The organism is Enterococcus sp. ARL09-542 (assembly GCF_005234805.1).
Lineage (GTDB): Bacteria > Bacillota > Bacilli > Lactobacillales > Enterococcaceae > Enterococcus_D > Enterococcus_D gallinarum.
Window position 1 is genome coordinate 69,897 of the sequence record NZ_QPQX01000011.1, and the last position, 21,003, is coordinate 90,899.

At 42.8% G+C, this 21,003-nt stretch carries 21 protein-coding genes and 1 other annotated feature; all 21 genes read left to right on the forward strand.

Annotated elements, in window-relative coordinates; genetic code table 11:
- Positions 1-162: 162 nt before the first annotated feature.
- The 21 genes from DVW06_RS12215 to DVW06_RS12310 all read left to right on the forward strand — a co-directional run bounded on the left by DVW06_RS12215 (position 163) and on the right by DVW06_RS12310 (position 20,997).
- Entirely contained in the window at positions 163-960 is a 798-nt protein-coding gene (locus DVW06_RS12215) for a formate/nitrite transporter family protein (RefSeq protein ID WP_003128082.1), read from the forward strand.
- An 88-nt stretch (positions 961-1,048) separates the two neighbouring features.
- Positions 1,049-1,306: a binding site (T-box leader), on the forward strand.
- Positions 1,307-1,353: 47 nt separating this feature from the next.
- On the forward strand, positions 1,354-2,484 hold the full coding sequence (locus DVW06_RS12220) for a 5-methyltetrahydropteroyltriglutamate--homocysteine S-methyltransferase (RefSeq protein ID WP_005470059.1): 1,131 nt from the start codon (positions 1,354-1,356) through the stop codon (positions 2,482-2,484).
- 228 nt (positions 2,485-2,712) lie between these two features.
- Positions 2,713-3,489: a Cof-type HAD-IIB family hydrolase gene (locus DVW06_RS12225; RefSeq protein WP_137264700.1), complete on the forward strand. Its 777-nt coding sequence runs from the start codon at positions 2,713-2,715 to the stop codon at positions 3,487-3,489.
- A 256-nt stretch (positions 3,490-3,745) separates the two neighbouring features.
- Positions 3,746-4,168, forward strand: a complete 423-nt coding sequence (mgsA, locus tag DVW06_RS12230; protein ID WP_003128085.1) for a methylglyoxal synthase — start codon at positions 3,746-3,748, stop codon at positions 4,166-4,168.
- Between the two features lie 29 nt (positions 4,169-4,197).
- Positions 4,198-5,403, forward strand: coding sequence for a peptidase T (pepT, locus tag DVW06_RS12235; protein ID WP_005470063.1), 1,206 nt, complete (start codon positions 4,198-4,200; stop codon positions 5,401-5,403).
- A 194-nt stretch (positions 5,404-5,597) separates the two neighbouring features.
- Positions 5,598-6,395 carry a TIGR00282 family metallophosphoesterase gene (locus tag DVW06_RS12240; RefSeq protein WP_003128088.1) on the forward strand — a complete coding sequence of 266 codons (798 nt, stop codon included), beginning with the start codon at positions 5,598-5,600 and terminating at the stop codon, positions 6,393-6,395.
- Between the two features lie 7 nt (positions 6,396-6,402).
- Positions 6,403-6,789: a YlbF family regulator gene (locus tag DVW06_RS12245; protein ID WP_029486274.1), complete on the forward strand. Its 387-nt coding sequence runs from the start codon at positions 6,403-6,405 to the stop codon at positions 6,787-6,789.
- Positions 6,773-9,319, forward strand: a complete 2,547-nt coding sequence (gene mutS, locus DVW06_RS12250; protein ID WP_131731973.1) for a DNA mismatch repair protein MutS — start codon at positions 6,773-6,775, stop codon at positions 9,317-9,319. The genes DVW06_RS12245 and mutS overlap by 17 nt, the downstream gene beginning before the upstream one ends.
- A 15-nt stretch (positions 9,320-9,334) precedes the next feature.
- Positions 9,335-11,467, forward strand: a complete 2,133-nt coding sequence (gene mutL, locus DVW06_RS12255; protein ID WP_005470069.1) for a DNA mismatch repair endonuclease MutL — start codon at positions 9,335-9,337, stop codon at positions 11,465-11,467.
- Positions 11,464-12,030 carry a Maf family protein gene (locus DVW06_RS12260; RefSeq protein WP_005470071.1) on the forward strand — a complete coding sequence of 189 codons (567 nt, stop codon included), beginning with the start codon at positions 11,464-11,466 and terminating at the stop codon, positions 12,028-12,030. Before mutL ends, DVW06_RS12260 begins: the two co-directional genes overlap by 4 nt.
- The gene (locus tag DVW06_RS12265) at positions 12,027-12,236 is read left to right on the forward strand and encodes a GFA family protein (RefSeq protein WP_003128094.1); all 210 of its coding nucleotides are present in this window, start codon (positions 12,027-12,029) and stop codon (positions 12,234-12,236) included. The genes DVW06_RS12260 and DVW06_RS12265 overlap by 4 nt, the downstream gene beginning before the upstream one ends.
- A 259-nt stretch (positions 12,237-12,495) precedes the next feature.
- A complete protein-coding gene (gene msrB / locus DVW06_RS12270) occupies positions 12,496-12,930 on the forward strand; it encodes a peptide-methionine (R)-S-oxide reductase MsrB (protein WP_137264697.1) in 435 nt (144 codons plus the stop codon).
- A 94-nt stretch (positions 12,931-13,024) separates the two neighbouring features.
- Complete coding sequence (gene ruvA, locus DVW06_RS12275; RefSeq protein WP_003128096.1) at positions 13,025-13,615, forward strand: Holliday junction branch migration protein RuvA; 591 nt, start codon at positions 13,025-13,027, stop codon at positions 13,613-13,615.
- A gap of 12 nt (positions 13,616-13,627) precedes the next feature.
- On the forward strand, positions 13,628-14,638 hold the full coding sequence (gene ruvB / locus DVW06_RS12280) for a Holliday junction branch migration DNA helicase RuvB (protein WP_003128097.1): 1,011 nt from the start codon (positions 13,628-13,630) through the stop codon (positions 14,636-14,638).
- A 350-nt stretch (positions 14,639-14,988) separates the two neighbouring features.
- Positions 14,989-15,900 (forward strand): ABC transporter permease, encoded by a 912-nt coding sequence (locus DVW06_RS12285; RefSeq protein ID WP_005470074.1) that lies wholly within the window; start codon positions 14,989-14,991, stop codon positions 15,898-15,900.
- Between the two features lie 13 nt (positions 15,901-15,913).
- The gene (locus DVW06_RS12290) at positions 15,914-16,795 is read left to right on the forward strand and encodes a carbohydrate ABC transporter permease (protein ID WP_021150594.1); all 882 of its coding nucleotides are present in this window, start codon (positions 15,914-15,916) and stop codon (positions 16,793-16,795) included.
- 14 nt (positions 16,796-16,809) lie between these two features.
- Positions 16,810-18,411: a sugar ABC transporter substrate-binding protein gene (locus DVW06_RS12295; RefSeq protein ID WP_137264698.1), complete on the forward strand. Its 1,602-nt coding sequence runs from the start codon at positions 16,810-16,812 to the stop codon at positions 18,409-18,411.
- 15 nt (positions 18,412-18,426) lie between these two features.
- Positions 18,427-18,600 (forward strand): hypothetical protein, encoded by a 174-nt coding sequence (locus tag DVW06_RS17090; RefSeq protein ID WP_003128101.1) that lies wholly within the window; start codon positions 18,427-18,429, stop codon positions 18,598-18,600.
- 106 nt (positions 18,601-18,706) lie between these two features.
- Positions 18,707-19,315, forward strand: a complete 609-nt coding sequence (locus DVW06_RS12300) for a DUF624 domain-containing protein (RefSeq protein WP_003128102.1) — start codon at positions 18,707-18,709, stop codon at positions 19,313-19,315.
- Positions 19,302-20,225, forward strand: coding sequence for an acetylxylan esterase (locus DVW06_RS12305; RefSeq protein ID WP_005470078.1), 924 nt, complete (start codon positions 19,302-19,304; stop codon positions 20,223-20,225). The genes DVW06_RS12300 and DVW06_RS12305 overlap by 14 nt, the downstream gene beginning before the upstream one ends.
- A 4-nt stretch (positions 20,226-20,229) precedes the next feature.
- On the forward strand, positions 20,230-20,997 hold the full coding sequence (locus DVW06_RS12310; protein WP_003128105.1) for an endonuclease/exonuclease/phosphatase family protein: 768 nt from the start codon (positions 20,230-20,232) through the stop codon (positions 20,995-20,997).
- Positions 20,998-21,003: the final 6 nt, after the last annotated feature.

Here is a 21,003-nt window from a genome sequence, read left to right on the forward strand (position 1 = left end):
ATGATTGAATTCAATTGCAATGAAAATGTGATGAAAATTTCATATAAAAAGTAACGTTTTTCAGAAAACACTTTACAAATAGGCGTTTGGTTATTAAAATGTGAAGGTATTGTGTACTTTATAACGAACTCAATTATCATACCCATAAAAAGGAGCAGAAAAATGAATCCAGTATCCCCATTATTTGAAAAAATTGATTCTTCCATTGAAAAGAAGGTCGATTTGATCAAAAGCAGTTATTTACGCTATGCTGTACGGGCCATGATGGCATGTCTTTTCTTGACGCTAGGAACAGCGATTGCCTTTGCGATTGCTATGAAAGGTGAGGACATTGCACATGGACTAGGAAAAATGTTGTATGCATTTATGTTTAGTTGGTCCCTTGTCATGATCTTATATATGAACGCAGAATTAGGCACATCAAATATGTTGTATATGACCGTCGGTGTTTATCGCAAACGATTGAGTGTTCCTTTGGCATTGAAGATTTTGTTCACTTGTGTGCTCTTCAATTTAGTCGGTGGTTTGATTTTTGGATCAATTATTTCTTTGACTGGACCTTTTCAAGGGTTGCCTGCGGATAATTTCTTATTGACTTCCATTACCGCAAAACTTGATAAGCCGACACTCCAAATCGTCGTCGAAGCAATGTTCGCAAACATTGTCGTTAATACAGCTGTTTTAGTAAGTATGCGGATGAAAGATGATGCAGGGAAAGTAGCTGCGATTATTTTCATTATCTTTATCTTTGCCTTCTTAGGCTATGAACACGTCATCGCTAACTTCCCAGCGTTTACGTTAGCTTTCTGGGCATCTGGCGGCCACTTAGCTGGTATGACTGTCGGCAGCGTGATTCACAATCTTGTCTTTGCCTTTATCGGGAACTATATCGGTGGCGGCTTGATCATGGGTCTGGGCTATGCATGGCTCAATCAATCAAAATCAACTTATGTGGATTAAACGAAGAAAGAAGCAGCAATGCTTCTTTTTTTTAAAATCAATATTGACACACTAAAATCATTCTGCTATCCTTGTTAAAAATCAATAAGTAAACACGTAGAAAAAGAAAGTAAGATTCTGTGGAATTTCTAACAGAGAGCCCCGACAGCTGAAAAAGGGTGAAAGAAAACGAATCTGAAAATGGCTTTTGAGTGGGTGTTTCGAGAACGCAAGTTTTAGAAGCGCACGGATGTCCCCGTTACTGAGACCCCAATATCACGCAACAGCGTCGCATTGGAGTAGAGGCATTCTTCGTAAGTCGGATGCAAACTAAGGTGGTACCATGTAAATTTATTACATCCTTAAGAGATAACTCTTAAGGATTTTTTTTTACCCAAAAAAGGAGGAGAAACTATGTGCCAAGTGATCAATCATTATGAAATTGTAGGAAGTTTTTTGCGTCCGGAGAAGTTGAAGCAAGCAAGGGAAGCGTTCGCTGAAGGAAAAATCACTCGATCCGAGTTAAAAGAAGTTGAGGATCAGGCGATCAGTGAGTTAGTCGCAAAACAAAAAGAAGTTGGCTTGAAATATGTCAGCGATGGCGAATTTCGCCGTAGTTATTGGCACTTGGATTTTTTCTGGGGATTTCAAGGAATAGAGCATATTTTAATGGATCAAGGCTACTTGTTCCATGGGGAAGAAACCCGTGCTGATTCTGCACGATTAGCTGGGAAAGTCGCATTCAATCCAGAACATCCCGTGTTTGAGGAATATCGCTTTGTCGCGGCTCAGGCAGATGGGGTGCCTGTTCGCCAGAGTATCCCAGCGCCTGCTCAATTGTTTGTCGAACTTGTTCGAGGCAGCAACGAAGAAAAAGTGAACGCTATCTATCCGGATCGGGAAGTATTGCTTGCTGATATTGCGCAAGCCTATCGTGAAACCATTTTAGCCTTGTATGATCTTGGCTGTCGTCATCTAAAATTGGATGACTGTACGTGGGGGATGCTGGTGGACAAAAATTACTGGCAGTCAAGGACCAACGATGAGTATGATACACAAAAATTACAAAAATTGTATCTGCGGTTGAATAACAGTGCATTGGTGGATCTGCCTAACGACCTGCACGTGACTACCCATGTTTGCCGTGGCAATTACCATTCGACATGGGCGGCATCGGGAGGCTATGAGCCAGTTGCGGATTCGCTGTTGGGACATGAAGCGGTCGAAGCCTTTTTCTTGGAGTTTGATGATGATCGCTCTGGGGACTTCCAGCCATTGCGGTTTGTCCCGGAAACAAAGAAAGTCGTTCTCGGTCTAGTCACAAGTAAAAATGGGGCTCTGGAAGAGAAAGAAAGCTTGATTGCCCGGATCAAAGAAGCCAGCCAATACGTGCCCTTAGAGCGTTTGAGCTTGAGTCCGCAGTGTGGCTTTGCTTCAACAGAGGAGGGCAACATTCTGTCAGAAGAAGATCAATGGAAGAAATTGCAGCTGATCATTGAAGTGGCAGATGAAGTCTGGGGCACTCAACCAGTCACTGCCAAATAGACAAAGACGATTGAGGCAAACACTTCATGTGGTTGAAAATATTTCAGTTTCCCAAAAAAATGAGCCCACCTTCATTGGTGAGCAAGAGTCATTCACCAAGATCCGCCACTTATTGAAATAGACAGCTTTTTATGTTAAGAATAGGGTATGCTTTTTGGAGAGAACATGATCCAAAAGTAAAAATTCTTGTTATTTCTTACAGAAAGAGAGTCTTAGTTTTTTATGGATATGAATCGGAAATTCTTTGCTTTTGATATTGATGGCACGTTACTGGATTCGAACAAGCAACCGTTGGAAAGTACGATTGAAGCATTGGAGTTGCTGCGAAATGCAGGGCATTTCGTGACAGTTGCTACAGGCCGCAGTCGTTTCCATGCGAAAGACATCATCCGCTCCCTTGCTTTTGATAATTATATTTTATGCAATGGCGCTGCTGCATTTTTGGCACACCAACAAGTGTACAAAAATTTATTAGATGAAGAACAGCTAAAAGCATTTGTTGCTGAAGCAAACGAGTTAGGGATCGATACCGCATTTGTGGGAATGGATACGGCTAAACGAGCTTCTTCTTTAAATATTGGCATCATGGATGAAGCAATGCGCTCTTTTGGCGCACAATTGCCTGAATTAGACATGCACTTTCCGGAAGAAAAAGAAGTCTATCAAGCGTTGGCTTTTTATGGGAAAGAGTATGAAGACTATTTTGACGATCGCTACAGTAAATTACGTTTTGTTCGCTGGCATGAAAACAGTGTCGATGTCGTGCCAAAACATGGTTCAAAAGCAGCCACGATTCTTTCGGTGGCACACCAACTAGGAATCTCACAAAAAGATGTGATTTGTTTTGGCGATGGCCAAAATGATCGCGAAATGCTGCAAGCTGCCGGCGTCGGCGTGGCCATGGGTAACGCGGCTCCCGAGATTCAAGCGATCGCTGATAAAGTCACCGCCAGCAATGATGAGGATGGCATCTGGCAAGCATTGAAAGAACTAGACTTGATTTAAACAAACTGTGTCCTAAGAAACAGACAAACCTGAAATTTTTTGCAACAGCCAAATCAGAGAAATCAGCCCCGCAAATTGCCAGAAGGATTTCCTTCGGTGCCCCTTCTTAAGGTGGCAGCCTACCTATTTTACTAAGGGATCCGGTTGATTCTATGATGGAAGCTCTGTGTAAGATTAGGCAATGTCTTATTCTTGGGAGCACAGTTTCTTTTTTTCAGCAAGTATTGGTACAATGGAAAAAAGAGGAGGAGTGAAGATGAAAATAGCATTGATAGCCCATGACCGCAAAAAAGAATTGATGGTGAAGATGGTCACCGCTTATCGCGAAATCTTGGCACAGCATCAATTATATGCCACAGGAACAACAGGAAAACGAATCCAAGAAGCTACGGGACTATCCGTTCATCGCTATAAGTCTGGTCCTTTAGGAGGCGATCAACAAATTGGGGCGATGATTTCGGAGGATGCGTTGGATATGGTGATTTTTTTGCGCGATCCATTGGCAGCGCAACCACATGAGCCGGATGTGACCGCATTGATCCGTCTGTCAGATGTTTATGAAATCCCGTTGGCTACGAATATCGGTACAGCAGAAATGCTGCTCCGAGGATTAGATGCAGGATTTGCAGATTTCCGACAGATCATCCATGAAACGGACCATCGACCATTATCTTTTTGAAGGAAGTGACGAAAGTGAAGGACAAACCAATGATCGCCGATTTTTTGCGTTATGCCAAAATCAATACCCGTTCCGATGCAAGCAGCCAAACAATTCCTACTACCCCTGGACAAGTTGAGCTGGCACTTTTATTACGGGATCAATTGCAGTCTATGGGGCTTAACGATGTGTTGTACCATGAAAAGAATAGCTTTGTGATCGGACGTCTTGCAGGAAATCCGGACAAAACGGCTGTCGGATTTATCGCACATGTAGACACCGCTGATTTTGCAGCCGAAAACATCCAACCCCAGATCCATGAAAATTATGATGGCAAAGACGTTTGCCTCAATGAGCCGTTGGGGATCATGATGACAGTCGCTGAGTTTCCTAACCTCAAAGACTACATAGGTGAGACGTTGATCACTACAGATGGAACGACGCTCCTAGGTGCAGACGATAAAGCCGGGATTGCTGAGATCATCGATGCATTGCGGATTTTACAAACGATTGATCCACAAGAACGGGGAGATGTCTGGATCGCTTTTGGTCCGGATGAAGAAATTGGGAAAGGGGCGGATCTGTTTGACCCAGCCGATTTCCCAGTGGCTTTTGCTTATACAATGGACAGTGGTCGTGTGGGACATATGGAGTATGAAACCTTTAATGCTGCGCGGATCGATATCCAAATCAACGGAACAAGCGTCCATCCTGGGACGGCTTATGGTCGTCTCGTCAATGCATTAAAGATCGCCAACCAGATCGATGCGGCACTGCCGCAAGCAGAAGTCCCGGAAAAAACAAAAGACTATCAAGGCTTTTACTTACTTCACAATCTTTCTGGACATATCGGGCAAGCAGAACTCTCCTACATCATTCGTGATCACGATCAAACGCTTTTCCAAAAGCGCAAGGAGAAGATGGTGCAGATCATTGAAAAGTTGAATGAGTACTATGGTGAGCGGATCACCTATCAGCTGTATGATCAATACTACAATATGGGCGACCGAATCAAAGAAAATCCTCAAAGTGTTATCATTGCTCGTCAAGCAATGAAAGACTTAGGGATCACACCGATCGAAGCCCCTTTTCGCGGCGGCACAGATGGGTCCAAAATCACTTACAAAGGGATCCCAACCCCTAATCTATTTACCGGCGGCGAGAATTTCCACGGTCAATATGAATTTATCACTGTTGAAGCGATGGCAAAGGCGCGGGACTTAATCGTTGCGATCGTGAAACGTGTTGCTGAATAATGATGACTCTCCAAACGACCAACGTTGTTTGGAGAGTGTTTTATTTTCTAAAGGGTCCTAGAAGAGCAACAAGAGCAGTCGGTAGGAAGGAATTCCTGTAGTTTAAGGTTGTTTGCTGTTATGGAATAGCTCTTTTTTTTCTCAAGAAAAACACTTATAATAAAGAAAGATGTTAAAAGAGAAGAGGAAAAAGTGTGCGGGTATTATTTATTGGAGATGTGGTTGGATCGTTAGGGAGAAATACCTTGACAGAGTATTTACCAAAATTGAAGAAAGCCTATCGGCCGCAAGTGACGATCGCAAATGGCGAGAATGCAGCTGCGGGTCGGGGGATCACGGGGAAAATTTATAAGAAATTTCTTCAAGATGGCGTCGATGTGATCACACTAGGAAATCATACATGGGATAATCGAGATATTTTTGAATTTATTGGTGATGCAAAAAAAATGATTCGTCCGGCAAATTTTCCAGAAGGGACTCCTGGTACAGGAATGGTCTTTGTGAAAGTCAATGCGATCGAATTAGCAGTCATCAATATGCAAGCACGCTCTTTCATGGTCGACATTGATGACCCTTTTCGTAAAATGGATGAGTTGGTGACTATCGCCCGCAAGCGTACACCATTTATCTTTGTTGATTTTCATGGTGAGACAACGAGTGAGAAACAAGCCATGGGCTGGTATCTAGACGGACGAGTTTCTGCAGTCGTCGGCACACACACCCACGTACAAACCAATGATGCCCGAATTTTGCCACAAGGAACGGCTTATTTGTCAGATGTAGGAATGACTGGTCCTTATGATGGGATTTTAGGGATGAAACGAGAACCTATCATCGAAAAATTCTTGACGGCATTGCCGCAACGCTTTGAAGTGATCGAGAACGGACGCAGTATTTTGTCCGCTTGTCTGATCGAGATCGATGAACAAACTGGAAAAGCCAAATCGATTCGTCCAATCCAAATCAGCGAAGACCGGCCTTTTACAGAATAGGAGAATCATGGACCCATTAGAAAAAGAAACAGCAGTAGCACAAGAATTGGCTGCGTTGCGGCAATTATTGGCACAACACCCGGTAGTACAAGAGTTTCAAAGGATTCAACAACGGGCGCAAAAGAATCAAAAGCTGCTGGAGTTAGAAGAAGCAATCAAGCAAACCCAAAAAGAAATCGTTCAGTATGAACATTATGATAAACCGGAAGCAAAAAAGGATGCTTTGCGACGAGTGGCTGAGTTGACCCAACAATATGACCAGCATCCACTCGTGATCGCCTATCGTGCGGCACTTCAGGCAGCAGATGAATTGCTGCACTACGTCACAACAGAAATCCAAAAGCAAGTGAATAAAGCCATCGAGGAGGAAGATGCTCATGCCTCAAAAAACTAAAAACACTCCTATGATGGAACAATATTTAAGCATCAAGGCACAATACCAAGATGCTTTTTTGTTCTATCGTCTGGGAGATTTCTATGAACTGTTCAATGAAGATGCGATCAAAGCTGCACAAATCTTGGAGCTGACATTGACAAGCCGCAACAAAAATGCGGAAGAACCGATCCCAATGTGCGGAGTCCCTTATCATGCCGCCAGTAATTACATTGATACGTTGATCGAACAAGGCTATAAAGTCGCCATCTGTGAACAAGTCGAAAATCCCAAAACCACCAAAGGAATGGTCAAACGGGAAGTCGTTCAATTGATCACTCCAGGGACAGTGATGGATAGCAAAGGGCTGTCCGCCAAAGATAATAACTTCTTGACGGCTGTGATGAAAACGACGCAAGGTTACAGTTTTGCTTATGCAGACTTGAGTACCGGCGAGTTAAAGACCGCGCTTTTAGAAGACGAGGACGCGGTATTGAATGAGGCCGCTGCCTTACAAACCAAGGAAGTCGTTTTGTGCAGCGAAGTTCCTGACTCCCTTAAAGAACTGTTGACCACTCGCTTGAGTGTTGTTTTTTCAAAACAAGAGACATATGAAGAAAATGCTGAATTCCGTTTTTTGACTAGCGGATTGCCTGAAGATGAAAAGACGGTCACTGGCAAATTATTGAGTTATCTCGCAATCACCCAAAAACGCAGCTTGGCTCATATCCAGCAAGCAGTAGAATATCAACCAGATCATTCTTTGAAAATGGACTATTACTCAAAGTTCAATCTCGAATTGAGTCGATCCATTCGAACTGGCAAAAAGCATGGAACACTCTTATGGTTATTAGATGAAACCAAAACAGCAATGGGTGCCCGTTTATTGAAGCAGTGGTTGGATCGTCCTTTGATCCAACCAAAGAAGATCTTTGCACGTCAAGAAATGGTTCAATCATTGTTGGACAGCTTTTTTGAACGAGCAGACTTACAAGACGCACTGACAAAAGTATATGACATGGAGCGCTTAGTTGGGCGAGTTGCCTTTGGCAATGTCAATGGACGGGATCTTCTGCAGCTGAAATCTTCTTTGCAGCAAGTTCCTCTGATCGCCCAGTTGATCAAAGGCATCAATCGTGGAGAGTGGAATGACCTGTTGATCGAATTGGAGCCACTGGATGAGTTAGTGGCATTGATCGATAGCGCCATCGATGAAGACGCACCGCTGCAGATCACTGAAGGAAATGTCATCAAAGATGGCTTTCACGAACAACTAGACAAGTATCGGGAAGCGATGCGCAACGGCAAGCAGTGGCTAGCTGAGTTAGAAGCCAAAGAACGCCAAGAAACAGGCATCAAGAATTTAAAAGTGGGCTTCAACCGTGTTTTTGGTTATTACATCGAAATCACCAAAGCCAATCTGGCTGGTCTCGAAGAAGGCCGTTATGAACGAAAACAGACCCTTGCTAATGCGGAGCGTTTTATTTCACCTGAATTAAAGAAGCTGGAAACAGTGATTTTAGAAGCGGAAGAAAAATCGGTGGATCTGGAATACCAATTGTTCTTGGAAGTACGAGAAGAAGTGAAAAAAAGTATCCTTCGCTTGCAGAAATTAGCCAAAGCCATTAGTGCAGTCGATGTGTTACAAAGTTTTGCGACAATTGCTGAACGCTATCAATATGTACGGCCAGTTTTGAAAAAAGAGCGCTCCTTGAATATCATCGATGGGCGTCATCCCGTTGTGGAAAAAGTGCTGGGGCACCAAGAATATATTCCTAATAGCATCGTGATGCATGAAGACACCGATATTTTACTGATCACTGGACCGAATATGTCTGGTAAGAGTACGTATATGCGGCAATTGGCACTGTTAGTGATTATGGCTCAAATCGGTTGTTTTGTTCCTGCGCAATCAGCAGAAATGCCGATTTTTGACCGCATCTTTACCCGAATCGGTGCCAGCGATGACTTGATTGCTGGACAAAGTACATTCATGGTCGAGATGATGGAAGCCAATCAGGCGTTGCGTCATGCCACACCAAACAGTTTGATCCTATTCGATGAATTAGGGCGTGGAACAGCCACCTATGATGGGATGGCACTTGCTCAAGCCATCATTGAATATATCCATAAAGAAGTCAAAGCGAAGACCCTTTTTTCGACCCATTATCACGAACTGACCATATTGGACGAAGAATTACTGCGTTTGCGGAACATTCATGTAGGAGCGGTAGAAAAAGACGGTGAAGTTGTCTTCCTGCATAAAATGATGGAAGGTCCGGCAGACAAGAGCTACGGAATCCATGTGGCGAAAATTGCAGGACTGCCTAGCGGATTACTACAACGGGCGGCAACGATCTTGAAAGCTCTGGAAGAACATGAACCAACGATCGAAAAGCCTGTGATAGAAGAAACACAACAGCTTTCATTGTTTAGCGAGGTGTCCACAGAAGAAGTTGGCGTCATCGATCAGTTGAAAAAACTGAATCTCTTAGAAATGACCCCAATGGATGCGTTAAATAAGCTTTATGAATTGCAAAAACGAATCTAGAAAGAAGGAAAACAGATGGGCAAGATCCAAGAATTATCTGAACGTCTAGCGAATCAAATCGCTGCCGGTGAAGTCGTGGAACGGCCAGCCTCTGTTGTCAAAGAACTTGTGGAAAATGCAGTGGATGCCGGCAGCACACAGATCGATATCTTCATTGAAGAAGCCGGTCTACGCAAAATCCAGGTGATCGATAATGGCGAGGGGATTGCCGAAGAAGATGTCGTTACGGCCTTCAAGCGCCATGCCACCAGTAAGATCCATAACCGCGATGACTTGTTTCGGATACGGACACTTGGCTTTCGCGGTGAGGCATTGCCAAGTATTGCCTCAGTCTCGATTTTAACAATCGAAACAGCTGTCAAAGATGCTTCCCAAGGCTCATTCCTTCGGTTGAAGGGAGGCACTGTGGAAGAACATATACCAGCGAACTTGCGGCAAGGAACGAAGATCACTGTAGAAAACCTTTTTTATAATACGCCAGCGCGCTTGAAATATGTCAAAACATTGCAGACAGAATTGGCCAATATCGGCGATATCGTGAACCGTATTGCATTGAGTCACCCGGAAGTTGCTTTTCGCTTGGTCCATGAAGGCAATAAAATGCTGACTACTACTGGTAGCGGGGATTTGAAACAAACCATCGCCGGGATCTATGGTGTTGAGACTGCTAAAAAAATGTTAGCTATCAACAGTGAAGATCTTGATTTTAAGCTGACTGGTTATGTCTCGTTGCCTGAAGTGACCCGGGCTAGCCGTAATTATCTATCCACGATCATCAATGGACGATGCATTCGGAATTTTGCCTTGAATAAAGCAATCGTTGCTGGATATGGCTCAAAATTGATGGTGGGACGATTCCCGATTGCGGTCCTGGAGATCACGATGGATCCATTATTAGTCGATGTCAATGTTCACCCCACTAAACAAGAAGTACGTTTATCAAAAGAAGAAGAACTGACCAAATTGATCAGTAAATCGATCAATGACAGTTTGCGAGACGAGAATTTGATTCCGAATGCTGCCGATAATCTTCGTTTTAAGAAAAAAGTGACCACTGAACCTGTGGAACAAACGAAACTGGATCTGGGAACGAGTCCTACGACTTCTTCGGGATTAACTTTCAACCGCGAGACAGGAAAGTTTCAAGTGGCGTCATCAGGTTATCAACAGACTGTGGATAACTTTGTGGAAAACCCTGTGGAGGAAGGTGGAAAACTTCCAGAAAGCGCGGAGCAAAGGGAAAAGGCTCCGGAGTCTTCGGCATATTCTGTGGAAAATCAAGCAGTTTTCGATAGTCTGGAAGAAACACTGCCCAATAAAACGTTGCGAGATCCCTTTGCTGCGACAGTACCTGTGACAGAGATTGTCCAAGAAGTTGATCAACCAGCAGCGTCTGTTCTCGAGGATGCCAGTCAGCAGGACTTGTCGTTAATCGAAGAGCAGGCGCAAGAACGGCTGCATCCTGAACTGCATGCCGGACAGAAAAACTATACGAAATATGTGGATCGTTTGTTAGAAGAAACGCCTGCCAAGCAACGTTTCCCTCATTTAGAATATTTCGGACAGATGCATGGGACGTACCTGTTTGCTCAAAGCGACGAAGGACTTTATATCGTGGACCAGCATGCGGCCCAAGAACGGATCAAATATGAATATTTTCGGGAAAAAATCGGAGAAGTGAGCGACGATTTGCAAGAATTATTGGTACCGATCGTCTTAGATTATCCCAATAATGATGCGATTAAGTTGAAGGAACAAACTAAAAAATTACAAGAAGTTGGGATCCATTTGGAGGAGTTTGGGGCGAACAGCTTTATTGTAAGGGCGCATCCCACTTGGTACCCAGCAGGAGAAGAAGAAAGCATCATTCGAGAAATGATCGACATGCTTTTAGAGACAGGTTCAGTCAGCGTCAAGAAATTCAGGGAAGCAACAGCGATCATGATGAGCTGCAAACGTTCGATCAAAGCCAATCATTATCTAAATGAGGCGCAAGCACGAATCCTATTGGCGGATCTTGCAAAGTGTGAGAATCCCTTCAATTGTCCTCATGGACGTCCGGTATTGATTCATTTTACCAATAGTGATATGGAGCGAATGTTTAAACGGATCCAAGATCCGCATCGTGCAAGGAGTGGAATGGAATGATTGTCTTAGCTTCTCAATCGCCACGGCGAAAAGAATTATTAGCGGAATTGGTCCCATCTTTTCAGATACAGCCGGCAGATATCGATGAGTCTGTGGTATTTGGAGAGGCACCAGAGGAGTATGTGCAGCGAATGGCGCGGGAAAAGGCAGCAACTGTCACAGCCTGCTTTCCCACAGATCTTGTGATCGCCAGTGACACTACCGTAGTGGTGGGCCAGGAGATTTTCGGCAAACCTGCTGATGAAGCAGATGCCAGACGGATGTTGCAGAAGATGAGTGGAAAGACTCATTGGGTCCATACTGCGGTCGTTTTACAAAAACAAGAAAAACGACGAGAAAAATTGGTTTCTGCACAAGTATCCTTTAGTCTGTTGACGGAGCAAATGATTACCGAGTATCTGAAAACTGGGGAATATCAAGACAAAGCCGGGGGCTATGGGATCCAAGGAGCAGCAAAAGTGTTTGTTGAAGCGATCCAAGGGGATTTTTATACGATCGTTGGCTTCCCTGTTAATACGGTTGCCAAGTTATTAAAAGAATTTCCGGAGGAGCTGGAAAAATGAATCTATCCGGCAGGTGTCTTTGTGGTCAAGTTACGATTGAGCTAACGGAGGTTCATCCCCAAGTGACTGCTTGTCATTGCTCAATGTGTCAGAAATTTCATGGTGGTCCTTTTTTAGCGCTGGCCGCTTGTTCCCGTGATCAAATCACATTTACTGGCGAATCCTTGATTCAACGGTATAACTCTTCTAATTGGGCGCAAAGATGATTTTGCCGCCAGTGTGGCTCTAGCTTATTTTATTATGCACAGGAGACGGCAGAATTCTTCTTTGCCACTGGTTTGTTTCAAGAATTGACAGAAGCAGTTTTCACAGAAGAAATCTATACGAAAGACCAGCCGCCGTTTTATCATTTTGCTGAAAGAACCAGAAGGTGGCCAGAACTGCCCTCTTCTTAAGTAAAGAAGCAAGTTCGTTTACAAACGATTGGAAAAAAGGCAAGATAAGAGAAGAAAGTAGGTGAGAAAAATGTCAGAATCAAAAGAAGATTTGATAGCGAAATTGTCACCGATCGAATATGCGGTCACACAAGAAAATGCGACCGAACGTCCTTTTACAGGGACTTATGATGATTTTTATGAAAAAGGGATCTATGTGGATATCGTCAGCGGCGAACCGCTATTCGCTTCGACAGATAAGTATGATGCTGGTTGTGGATGGCCTTCTTTTTCGAAGCCCATCAACCGCAAAGAAATCAAAGAGAAAGCAGATTTCTCTCATGGCATGCACCGTGTCGAAGTCCGCAGTAAAGAAGCAGATTCCCATTTAGGACATGTTTTTTCAGACGGCCCGCAAGACAAAGGCGGGTTGCGCTACTGCATCAATTCCGCAGCCTTGCGATTCGTCTCATTGGAAGAAATGGCTGAGCAAGGATATGGAGAATATACTTCTCTTGTTGAGTAAAGGAGCAAGCTTCGCTTGCTTCTTTTTTTGTCTTTCAGTCTATGCTACAATAAAGGGAACGTATGTACAGCTAGATGTATAGAAAGGAACGGTTATGTACGAATATATTATTGGAAAAGTCACGGATATCTTTCCGGCGTATATCGTTGTTGAAACGCACGGTATCGGTTATCAAGTGGCATTCGGCAATCCGTATGCGTTCAGCGGCAAGCTGAATCAAGAAGTGAAGATTTATCTGCATCAAGTAATTAGAGAAGATGCCCATAGTTTATACGGGTTTTCTACATTAGAAGGAAAGCAATTATTTTTAAAACTGATCAGCGTCTCTGGGATCGGTCCTAAAAGTGCATTGGCAATTATGGCGAATGAAGACCATGCGGGATTGATCACGGCTGTCGAAAACGGAGATGTCACTTATTTAACCAAATTCCCAGGTGTTGGCAAAAAAACAGCACAGCAAATGATATTGGACTTAAAAGGAAAAGTCGCAGAATTAGTCGGTGAAGAGCCAACGGCACCAGTCACTGTGGCGAATACCGCGTTGGACGAAGCGATGGCAGCTTTGAAAGCATTAGGCTATAGTGAAAAAGAAATCAAGAAAGCTGAGAAATATTTAGCGCCTAATACGACTAAATCAACAGATGAATACTTACGAGAAGCATTAAAATTGATGATGAAAAAATAAGGAGCGAGTTAGGTGACGGATGAACGGATTGTTTCACCGGAAACGAATGAAACAGAAGAATTGATCGAAAAATCATTGCGTCCGCAGTTTCTCGCGCAATATATCGGTCAAAATAAAGTAAAAGAAGAGTTGTCGATCTACATTCAAGCAGCCAAAAATCGGGAAGAAGCATTGGATCATGTGCTGCTTTACGGACCACCTGGATTAGGAAAGACGACAATGGCGATGGTCATCGCCAATGAAATGGCGGTCAACATCAAGACGACTAGTGGACCTGCTATCGAAAAGCCGGGAGACTTGATTGCGATTTTGAATGAATTGCAGCCGGGGGATGTCTTGTTTATTGATGAGATCCATCGTTTGCCGCGAGTTGCCGAAGAAATGCTCTATTCTGCAATGGAAGATTTCTTCGTGGACATCATGGTTGGCCAAGGAACAACTGCGCATCCGGTCCATTTCCCGTTGCCGCCATTCACCCTAGTAGGAGCTACGACTAGGGCAGGGATGCTTTCTGCACCATTACGGGATCGATTTGGGATCATTTCTCATATGGAATATTATGAAGACCAAGACTTAAAAGAAATCGTCTTACGTTCAGCGGATATTTTTCAGACGGAGATCGTGGAAGAAGGGGCATTTGAGATTGCTCGACGATCTCGAGGAACGCCAAGGATCGCTAACCGCTTGCTGAAACGTGTTCGAGACTTCGCGCAAGTGCAAGCGAATGGAATCATTGACCGCCAAATCGCAGATAAAGCTTTGCTGCTTTTGCAAGTCGATCATGCTGGTTTAGATTATGTGGATCAGAAGCTGATTCGAACGATGATCGAGTTGTATGGTGGAGGGCCTGTGGGCCTCAGCACATTATCTGTAAACATCGGTGAAGAAACAGAGACCGTGGAAGATATGTATGAGCCTTACTTGATTCAGAGAGGGTTTTTGAAACGAACACCACGTGGACGGATCGCTACCACACTTGCTTATACCCATTTTGGCTATGAAAATCATTTTGAAGAGCTGTAAAGCTCTTTTTTTTATGGTTTAGTGAAACGTTTTTCTATTGTTCATGTTCTAAAATTAGTTGCTTCGAGAAAAGAAACAACGCAATAAACAGTTGCAAGAGCTGTAGAAAAACAAAAATAAGTGATCTGGTGTAGCGGATAACCTTGTTATTAAAGGTTTTTGTTTGTGAAAAATATCTTTAAAGGATATGTAAGTCATTAAAAATGAGATAATGAAAAATGATAAAACTTTAATGATGTAAAGGCTTGCATTTCTTTCTAGCGCGATTTATAATCAACTCGTAGAAACGTTTCACTAAAAAGAAAAAGATAGGATGAGCGTTGAGACGATAACAGAAAGGGTTTTTGCGTATGAGTAAGCTGAAAGAGATATACCGGCAGCGGCAACTGCATTGGATGGTACTACCAGGCGTGGCATTCATGATCGTATTTAATTATATTCCAATTTATGGAATCATTATTGCTTTTAAGAATTATACGGTCATTGATACGATTTCCTCTGCACCATGGGTAGGGTTAGAGAATTTCCGAATTATTTTACACGACAGTTTTTTCTGGGAAGCAGTTGGGAATACGTTAGCAATCAGTATGATGAAGTTAGGCTTAGGCTTTGCGATTCCAATTATTCTCGCCATTATGATTTTTGAGATGCGGGACGGAAAATTGAAGAAATTTATTCAAACCGTTTCGTATATCCCTCACTTTTTTTCTTGGATTGTCCTAGGCGGTATGATGATTTCATGGTTGTCGACCAATGGGTTTATCAACCAAGTCCTGATGTCTTTAGGAATGATGGATAAAGGTGTCAATCATTTGTTGGATCCTGATAAATATTGGTGGATCGCTGTTTTATCTGACCTTTGGAAAGAAGTAGGATGGGGAACGATTTTATATCTTGCAGGAATGTCTCGTATCGATCCAACTTTTTATGAAGCGGCCAGAATCGATGGCGCCACCAAGTTGACGCAGATTCGGACAATCACATTACCACTTTTGACGCCGATCATTTCATTGAATCTGATCCTAAATGTGAGCGGCATCTTAGGATCTAATTTAGACCAGACATTGGTTTTGATGAATTCACAAAACCAAAACAAATCGGAAGTCATCAACTCATTCGTTTATAAAATGGGTCTGACACAAGGCGATTTCTCATATGCAACAGCGGTTGGCTTGGGAATAGCAATCATTTCTGTCATTCTTCTAGTCATCACCGATCGTGTGACACGCAAATTGAACAATGGCAATTCAGTTATCTTATAGGAGGGGTGACCAAGTGATAAAAAGAAGAACACAAGAGAACAAATGGTTTTATTTCTTTAACACAGTGATCCTCGTTCTGTTTTCGCTGCTGATCATTATTCCAATCTGGAATATCTTAGTCTCATCGGTATCTTCTAGTTCAGGGTTGGCTGAAAACGGTCTCGTTTTATGGCCGCGGGGATTTACTTGGGAGAATTACCGGAAAGTATTTTCCGATGACAGTATCCCACGGGCATTTTTGATCTCTGTACTGAAAACATTGATCGGGGCAGTGACACATACACTGTTTTGTGCCGTTGTGGCATACGGACTCAGTAAATCACGGCTGATCGGCCGGAATATCTACACCACGCTAGGAGTCATTACGATGTACTTCGGCGGGGGGATGATCCCAACCTATTTGCTGATCAAATCGTTAGGGTTATTAGATTCATTTTGGGTCTATATCATTCCAGCGTTATTCAGCTATTATGACGTCGTTATCTTGATGAACTTTTTCCGTGAGATTCCTCCTTCTTTGGAAGAATCGGCGAAAATCGATGGGGCCAGCGAATTTCAAATTTTTTACAAGATTTTCCTACCATTAACGAAACCAGCATTAGCTACCATCATATTGTTCAATGGTGTCGGACAATGGAACGACTTTATGACCACAAAATTGTACATCACCAAAGAATATCTCTATCCGCTGCAAATGAAGATCTATGAAATCATTGTGCAGTCCAACTTAAGCACGATGACCGAAAGCGGTAGTACCGACTTTGTCGTGCAGGCAACGACCCGCGGGGTGCAATTGGCTACTATCGTTATCACGACTGTACCAATTTTGATTATCTATCCATTACTTCAAAAACACTTCATCGGCGGTATGATGGCCGGTGCGGTAAAAGAATAGAAAGAGGGATCAGTATGAAAAAAGTATTAGGCAGTTTATTGGCAGCAACAGCATTACTTAGCTTAGCAGCATGTGGCGGCAGCTCGGATGACGCTAGCAGCTCAGATTTTTCGATCAAAGATCGTTATGAGCTTGATGAGAAAACACCAGCATGGAAACTTGATACCAAAAAAGAACCAACTAAAATCACTTGGTACATCAACTCAGACTGGACGGCATTACCTTTTGGGGAAGATGTTACCACCGCACAGATCAAGAAAGATTTAAATATCGATATCGAATTTATTTCCGGAGACGACTCGAAGTTGAATGCACTTATTTCAAGTGGCGATATGCCAGACATCGTGACATTGATGGACAAAACCAGTCAAGCAGCCACTAAAGCAGATAGCTGGGCTTACTCATTGAATGATCTAGCGAAAAAATATGATCCTTACCTATTGAATGTCGTAACAGAAGATACCTTCAATTGGTTTGCATTAGACGATGGCAAAACATATGGCTATCCAAACTATTCGAATACAGCAGCCGATTATGAAAGCGGCAATATTCCGGTAAATGATAACTTCGTCATTCGTGAAGATGTCTATGAAGCACTTGGCAAACCAGACATTTCTAAACCAGAAAATTTTGTCAAAGTAATGGATCAAATCAAAGAGAAATATCCTGATCTAACCCCACTGGGCTTCACGACTGTCGGTGACACAGCAGGTCCTTTCTTAGATAAATTACAAGACTTCTTAGGTGTTCCATTAGAAGATGAATCTGGTAATTACTATGACCGCAACTTAGATGAAGAATATATCAATTGGTTGAAAACATTCAACAAAGTATACCGTGAAGGCAACATCAGTGATGACAGCTTTACAGATGACGGTCCGACCTATGATGAAAAAGTAAAACAAGGGAAATATGCAACGATGCTTGTTGCAGGAACTAGTGGTCAAGGCGGCAACTTTACTGAATTTATGAAGAATTCTGATACTCGCTATATTGCTATTGATGGACCAGCCAGCACATCAGGCCGGAAACCAACATTGAATCAAACCGGTATCTCAGGCTGGTTGATCAACTACATCACAAAAGATGCAGTCGATCCAGCAAAAGTCACTCAACTATTCACTTACTTGATCGATGAACCAGGACAAATCTTGACGAAATTCGGTGTTGAAGGCGTCACTTATGAATACAATGACGAAGGCAAAATCGATTACTTACCTGAAGTAAAAGAAATGGAGAAAACAGATAACGAAGGGTACAACAAGAAATATGGTATCAGTCGCTTCAACTACTTCAACAATGACCGTGTCAATGCATTGAAAGTAGAAACAGAGAGCGCATTAACCCAAATGCAAGAATGGGGTGAAGGAAAACTTTATCCGCACTTTGTTATTGAGAACACAGATCCAGATGCTGGGACTGCAGAAGCTCGTTCCAATAATTCGATCAAAACAAAACTAAATAGCACAGTCATCTCCTTGATTCGTTCAAAAGATGAAAAAACGTTTGATTCAACACTGTCTGATTTTGAAAGTTTCTTAGATTCCAACAATTGGGATGCAATCAAAGAAGTCAAATCTGAAAAAATGGCAGAAAACCGCGAAAAACTTAAATAATCAGTTATAGAAAGGATGAAAAGAGGAAAGCGAGACCCAACGACCTTTCCTCTTTTTGCTTTGAAACACTGCGATTGGCTTACAAAGCAAGACATGCAAGTTCTTCTTGGCGCCAGCCTAGAAGCAACTGTAGGCGAAGCGCAGTGTAGACGAGCAGATGTAGAAATGTACCAACAAAAGTATATGTAAAAGGATCTTTTTACTACTTTAGCAAAAGGATAATAAACAAGAGATGAGTAAGAAAACAACAAGAAATCAGTAGGATTGAAACTAGAAAGGGAGCAGGTGAGTGGAGATGAAACAAATTTTCTCTTATGAAGGATGGTACTATCGTGTCTTTTCCTTTGCCGCGGATATGATCCTATTAAGTTTTTTGTTCCTTGTTCCTGCGGTCACGATTGTACTGACAGGACCAGCCTTGATCGCCTTGTATCAAACCATCGATCAGCTTTACCAAGAAAAAGATGTTCCAGTTTGGCAACGGTATAGTCGAGCTTTTCTAGCAAATATCAAACGTGGAATCGTACTTGAAGGGATCATCGTGGGGTATGTTGCTGTCACCGCGGCGATCATTTATGGATTGATGGGAATCACCACTTATCTTGGGGTGTTGGCAGTGATACTCAGCAGTTTAGCTGGTTTATTCTTGACGGTGTTTGTCCTACTGTTTTGTTTGTTTTCTTCCACAGTCAAACAAACCGCACACGAAACTGCCTATGCGGTGTTGAGTAGTACCGCAAATGCGATCATCTTGCTAGTGATTCCAGTATTCGTATTTCTATTGCTGAATAAGATCAATTCTTTCTTATTCGTATGTTTAGGTATTTCAGGATTCGCTTATCTGCAAGTACTGTTCTTTCATAAGGTGTGGGCAAAAGAGGGTGACGTCAATGAAATCAATTAGAAATGAACCATCTCAGGAGGAAATCGACCGTTTTTGGCGACAAGTCAAACAAGAAATCAAACAGATTCCATTAGCGTTTGAACGAAAGCAACAACCAGCATTGCTGACAGGAATCGATGTCTATCAGGTCAATTTCCAAAGTTTATACAATGAAACGATTTACGGCTATCTTTTAGTTCCGAAAAATAAGAGCCAACTTCCAATCGTCATCGATTATTTAGGTTATATGAATCACCTACAGGAACCCTTTCAGTTTGCCCACTGGGCATTGATTGATTGTGCCTGCTTGGTGATCGATAATCGCGGGCAAGGCGGCCGTACGAAAGATACACATCCTTATGAAACGACGCAACATGAGGCACCGTTTGGTCGAGGAATTTTAAAAAAAGAAGATTTTTATATGAAACGCATGATTGCAGATAGTCTTCGCCTGCTAGAGGTCGCAGCAGAGCTGCCGGAGATTGATTCTGAACGAGTGATTTTAAGAGGCGGGTCACAAGGCGGCGGGATTGCATTAATTGTCAATGCGCTGGCTGAAACGCCAATCTTTGCGACTTTTGCAGATGTTCCTAGTCACTCGAATATTTCTCACCGCATCGAAAGCAGAACTGGGAGCTATCATGTGATGCAAGAATATATTGATACCTTTCCAGATAGCAAGGAGACCATCTATTACCAAATGGCCTACTATGATTTGAAAAATCTGGCAGCAAAAATCACTGGCCCTGTCTTTGCTTCAGTAGGGAGCCAGGATCCTATCTGCCCAATGACCGATTTTTTTGTCAGTTACCATCGAATCTCAACCCCAAAACAATTAACTGTGTATTTAAACAAAGGGCATGGCGGCGGTGAAGCCAAACAGATTCGAAAAGAAATGCAACAGATCCAAAAATTGTTAAAAAGGATATGAAGAAATGAAAGTGGCAACTTACAATTTACGTGTGGATACGGATTACGATAAAGAGTGGCAATGGTCTTATCGTGCGGACAAAGTATTGGCATTGATCGATTATCATGATTGGGATATTTTGTGCGTACAAGAAGTCCGGCCGACGCAAGTCGCTGATTTAGCAAGATTGACTGATTACGAGTCGGTAACTGCTGAACGAGACGGCGATGGAACAGGAGAAGGTATCGGGATCTATTATAAGAAGACGATGTTTTCTAAAGTAGATTCAGGCTCATTTTGGTTATCTCTGACACCTGATGTGCCAAGTATTCATCCAGAAGCGGAATACTTGCGTCTGTGTTTGTGGACGGTACTAAGAGATAGAAAAGGACATGACTTTTTAGTCATCGATACGCATCTGGACAATATTTCAGAAATCGCCCGTTTTGAAGGGATGAAAGTCATCTTGGAACGGTTAGCGGATAAAATCGCCGCTTTACCCGTTTTACTAATGGGGGATCTCAATGCAGAAGCAGTTGAACGCGTCCATGAATCCCTGCAAACGATTTTTGTTAACGCAAAAGAACAAAATGAAAAAGGACATTACGGTCCCAGAGGTTCCTATCAAAATTTTGACTATCAACTCCCATGGAACCAGTTAGAAGAAATTGATTATATTTATACTAAAGGATTTCGAATCATTAAAACCGGGTGTTTGACGGATTCTTGTGACGGACGGTTTCCTTCCGATCATTTCCCGTTGGAAGCAGATCTCCGATTCGATGAACGATAAAGGTGG

Coding starts and splice junctions, on each gene's coding strand:
- DVW06_RS12215 (WP_003128082.1), top strand. CDS start 163: ATGAATCCAGTATCCCCATTATTTGAAAAAATTGATTCTTCCATTGAA.
- DVW06_RS12220 (WP_005470059.1), top strand. CDS start 1,354: ATGTGCCAAGTGATCAATCATTATGAAATTGTAGGAAGTTTTTTGCGT.
- DVW06_RS12225 (WP_137264700.1), top strand. CDS start 2,713: ATGAATCGGAAATTCTTTGCTTTTGATATTGATGGCACGTTACTGGAT.
- mgsA (WP_003128085.1), top strand. CDS start 3,746: ATGAAAATAGCATTGATAGCCCATGACCGCAAAAAAGAATTGATGGTG.
- pepT (WP_005470063.1), top strand. CDS start 4,198: ATGATCGCCGATTTTTTGCGTTATGCCAAAATCAATACCCGTTCCGAT.
- DVW06_RS12245 (WP_029486274.1), top strand. CDS start 6,403: ATGGACCCATTAGAAAAAGAAACAGCAGTAGCACAAGAATTGGCTGCG.
- mutS (WP_131731973.1), top strand. CDS start 6,773: ATGCCTCAAAAAACTAAAAACACTCCTATGATGGAACAATATTTAAGC.
- mutL (WP_005470069.1), top strand. CDS start 9,335: ATGGGCAAGATCCAAGAATTATCTGAACGTCTAGCGAATCAAATCGCT.
- DVW06_RS12260 (WP_005470071.1), top strand. CDS start 11,464: ATGATTGTCTTAGCTTCTCAATCGCCACGGCGAAAAGAATTATTAGCG.
- DVW06_RS12265 (WP_003128094.1), top strand. CDS start 12,027: ATGAATCTATCCGGCAGGTGTCTTTGTGGTCAAGTTACGATTGAGCTA.
- msrB (WP_137264697.1), top strand. CDS start 12,496: ATGTCAGAATCAAAAGAAGATTTGATAGCGAAATTGTCACCGATCGAA.
- ruvA (WP_003128096.1), top strand. CDS start 13,025: ATGTACGAATATATTATTGGAAAAGTCACGGATATCTTTCCGGCGTAT.
- DVW06_RS12285 (WP_005470074.1), top strand. CDS start 14,989: ATGAGTAAGCTGAAAGAGATATACCGGCAGCGGCAACTGCATTGGATG.
- DVW06_RS12295 (WP_137264698.1), top strand. CDS start 16,810: ATGAAAAAAGTATTAGGCAGTTTATTGGCAGCAACAGCATTACTTAGC.
- DVW06_RS17090 (WP_003128101.1), top strand. CDS start 18,427: ATGAAAAGAGGAAAGCGAGACCCAACGACCTTTCCTCTTTTTGCTTTG.
- DVW06_RS12300 (WP_003128102.1), top strand. CDS start 18,707: ATGAAACAAATTTTCTCTTATGAAGGATGGTACTATCGTGTCTTTTCC.
- DVW06_RS12305 (WP_005470078.1), top strand. CDS start 19,302: ATGAAATCAATTAGAAATGAACCATCTCAGGAGGAAATCGACCGTTTT.
- DVW06_RS12310 (WP_003128105.1), top strand. CDS start 20,230: ATGAAAGTGGCAACTTACAATTTACGTGTGGATACGGATTACGATAAA.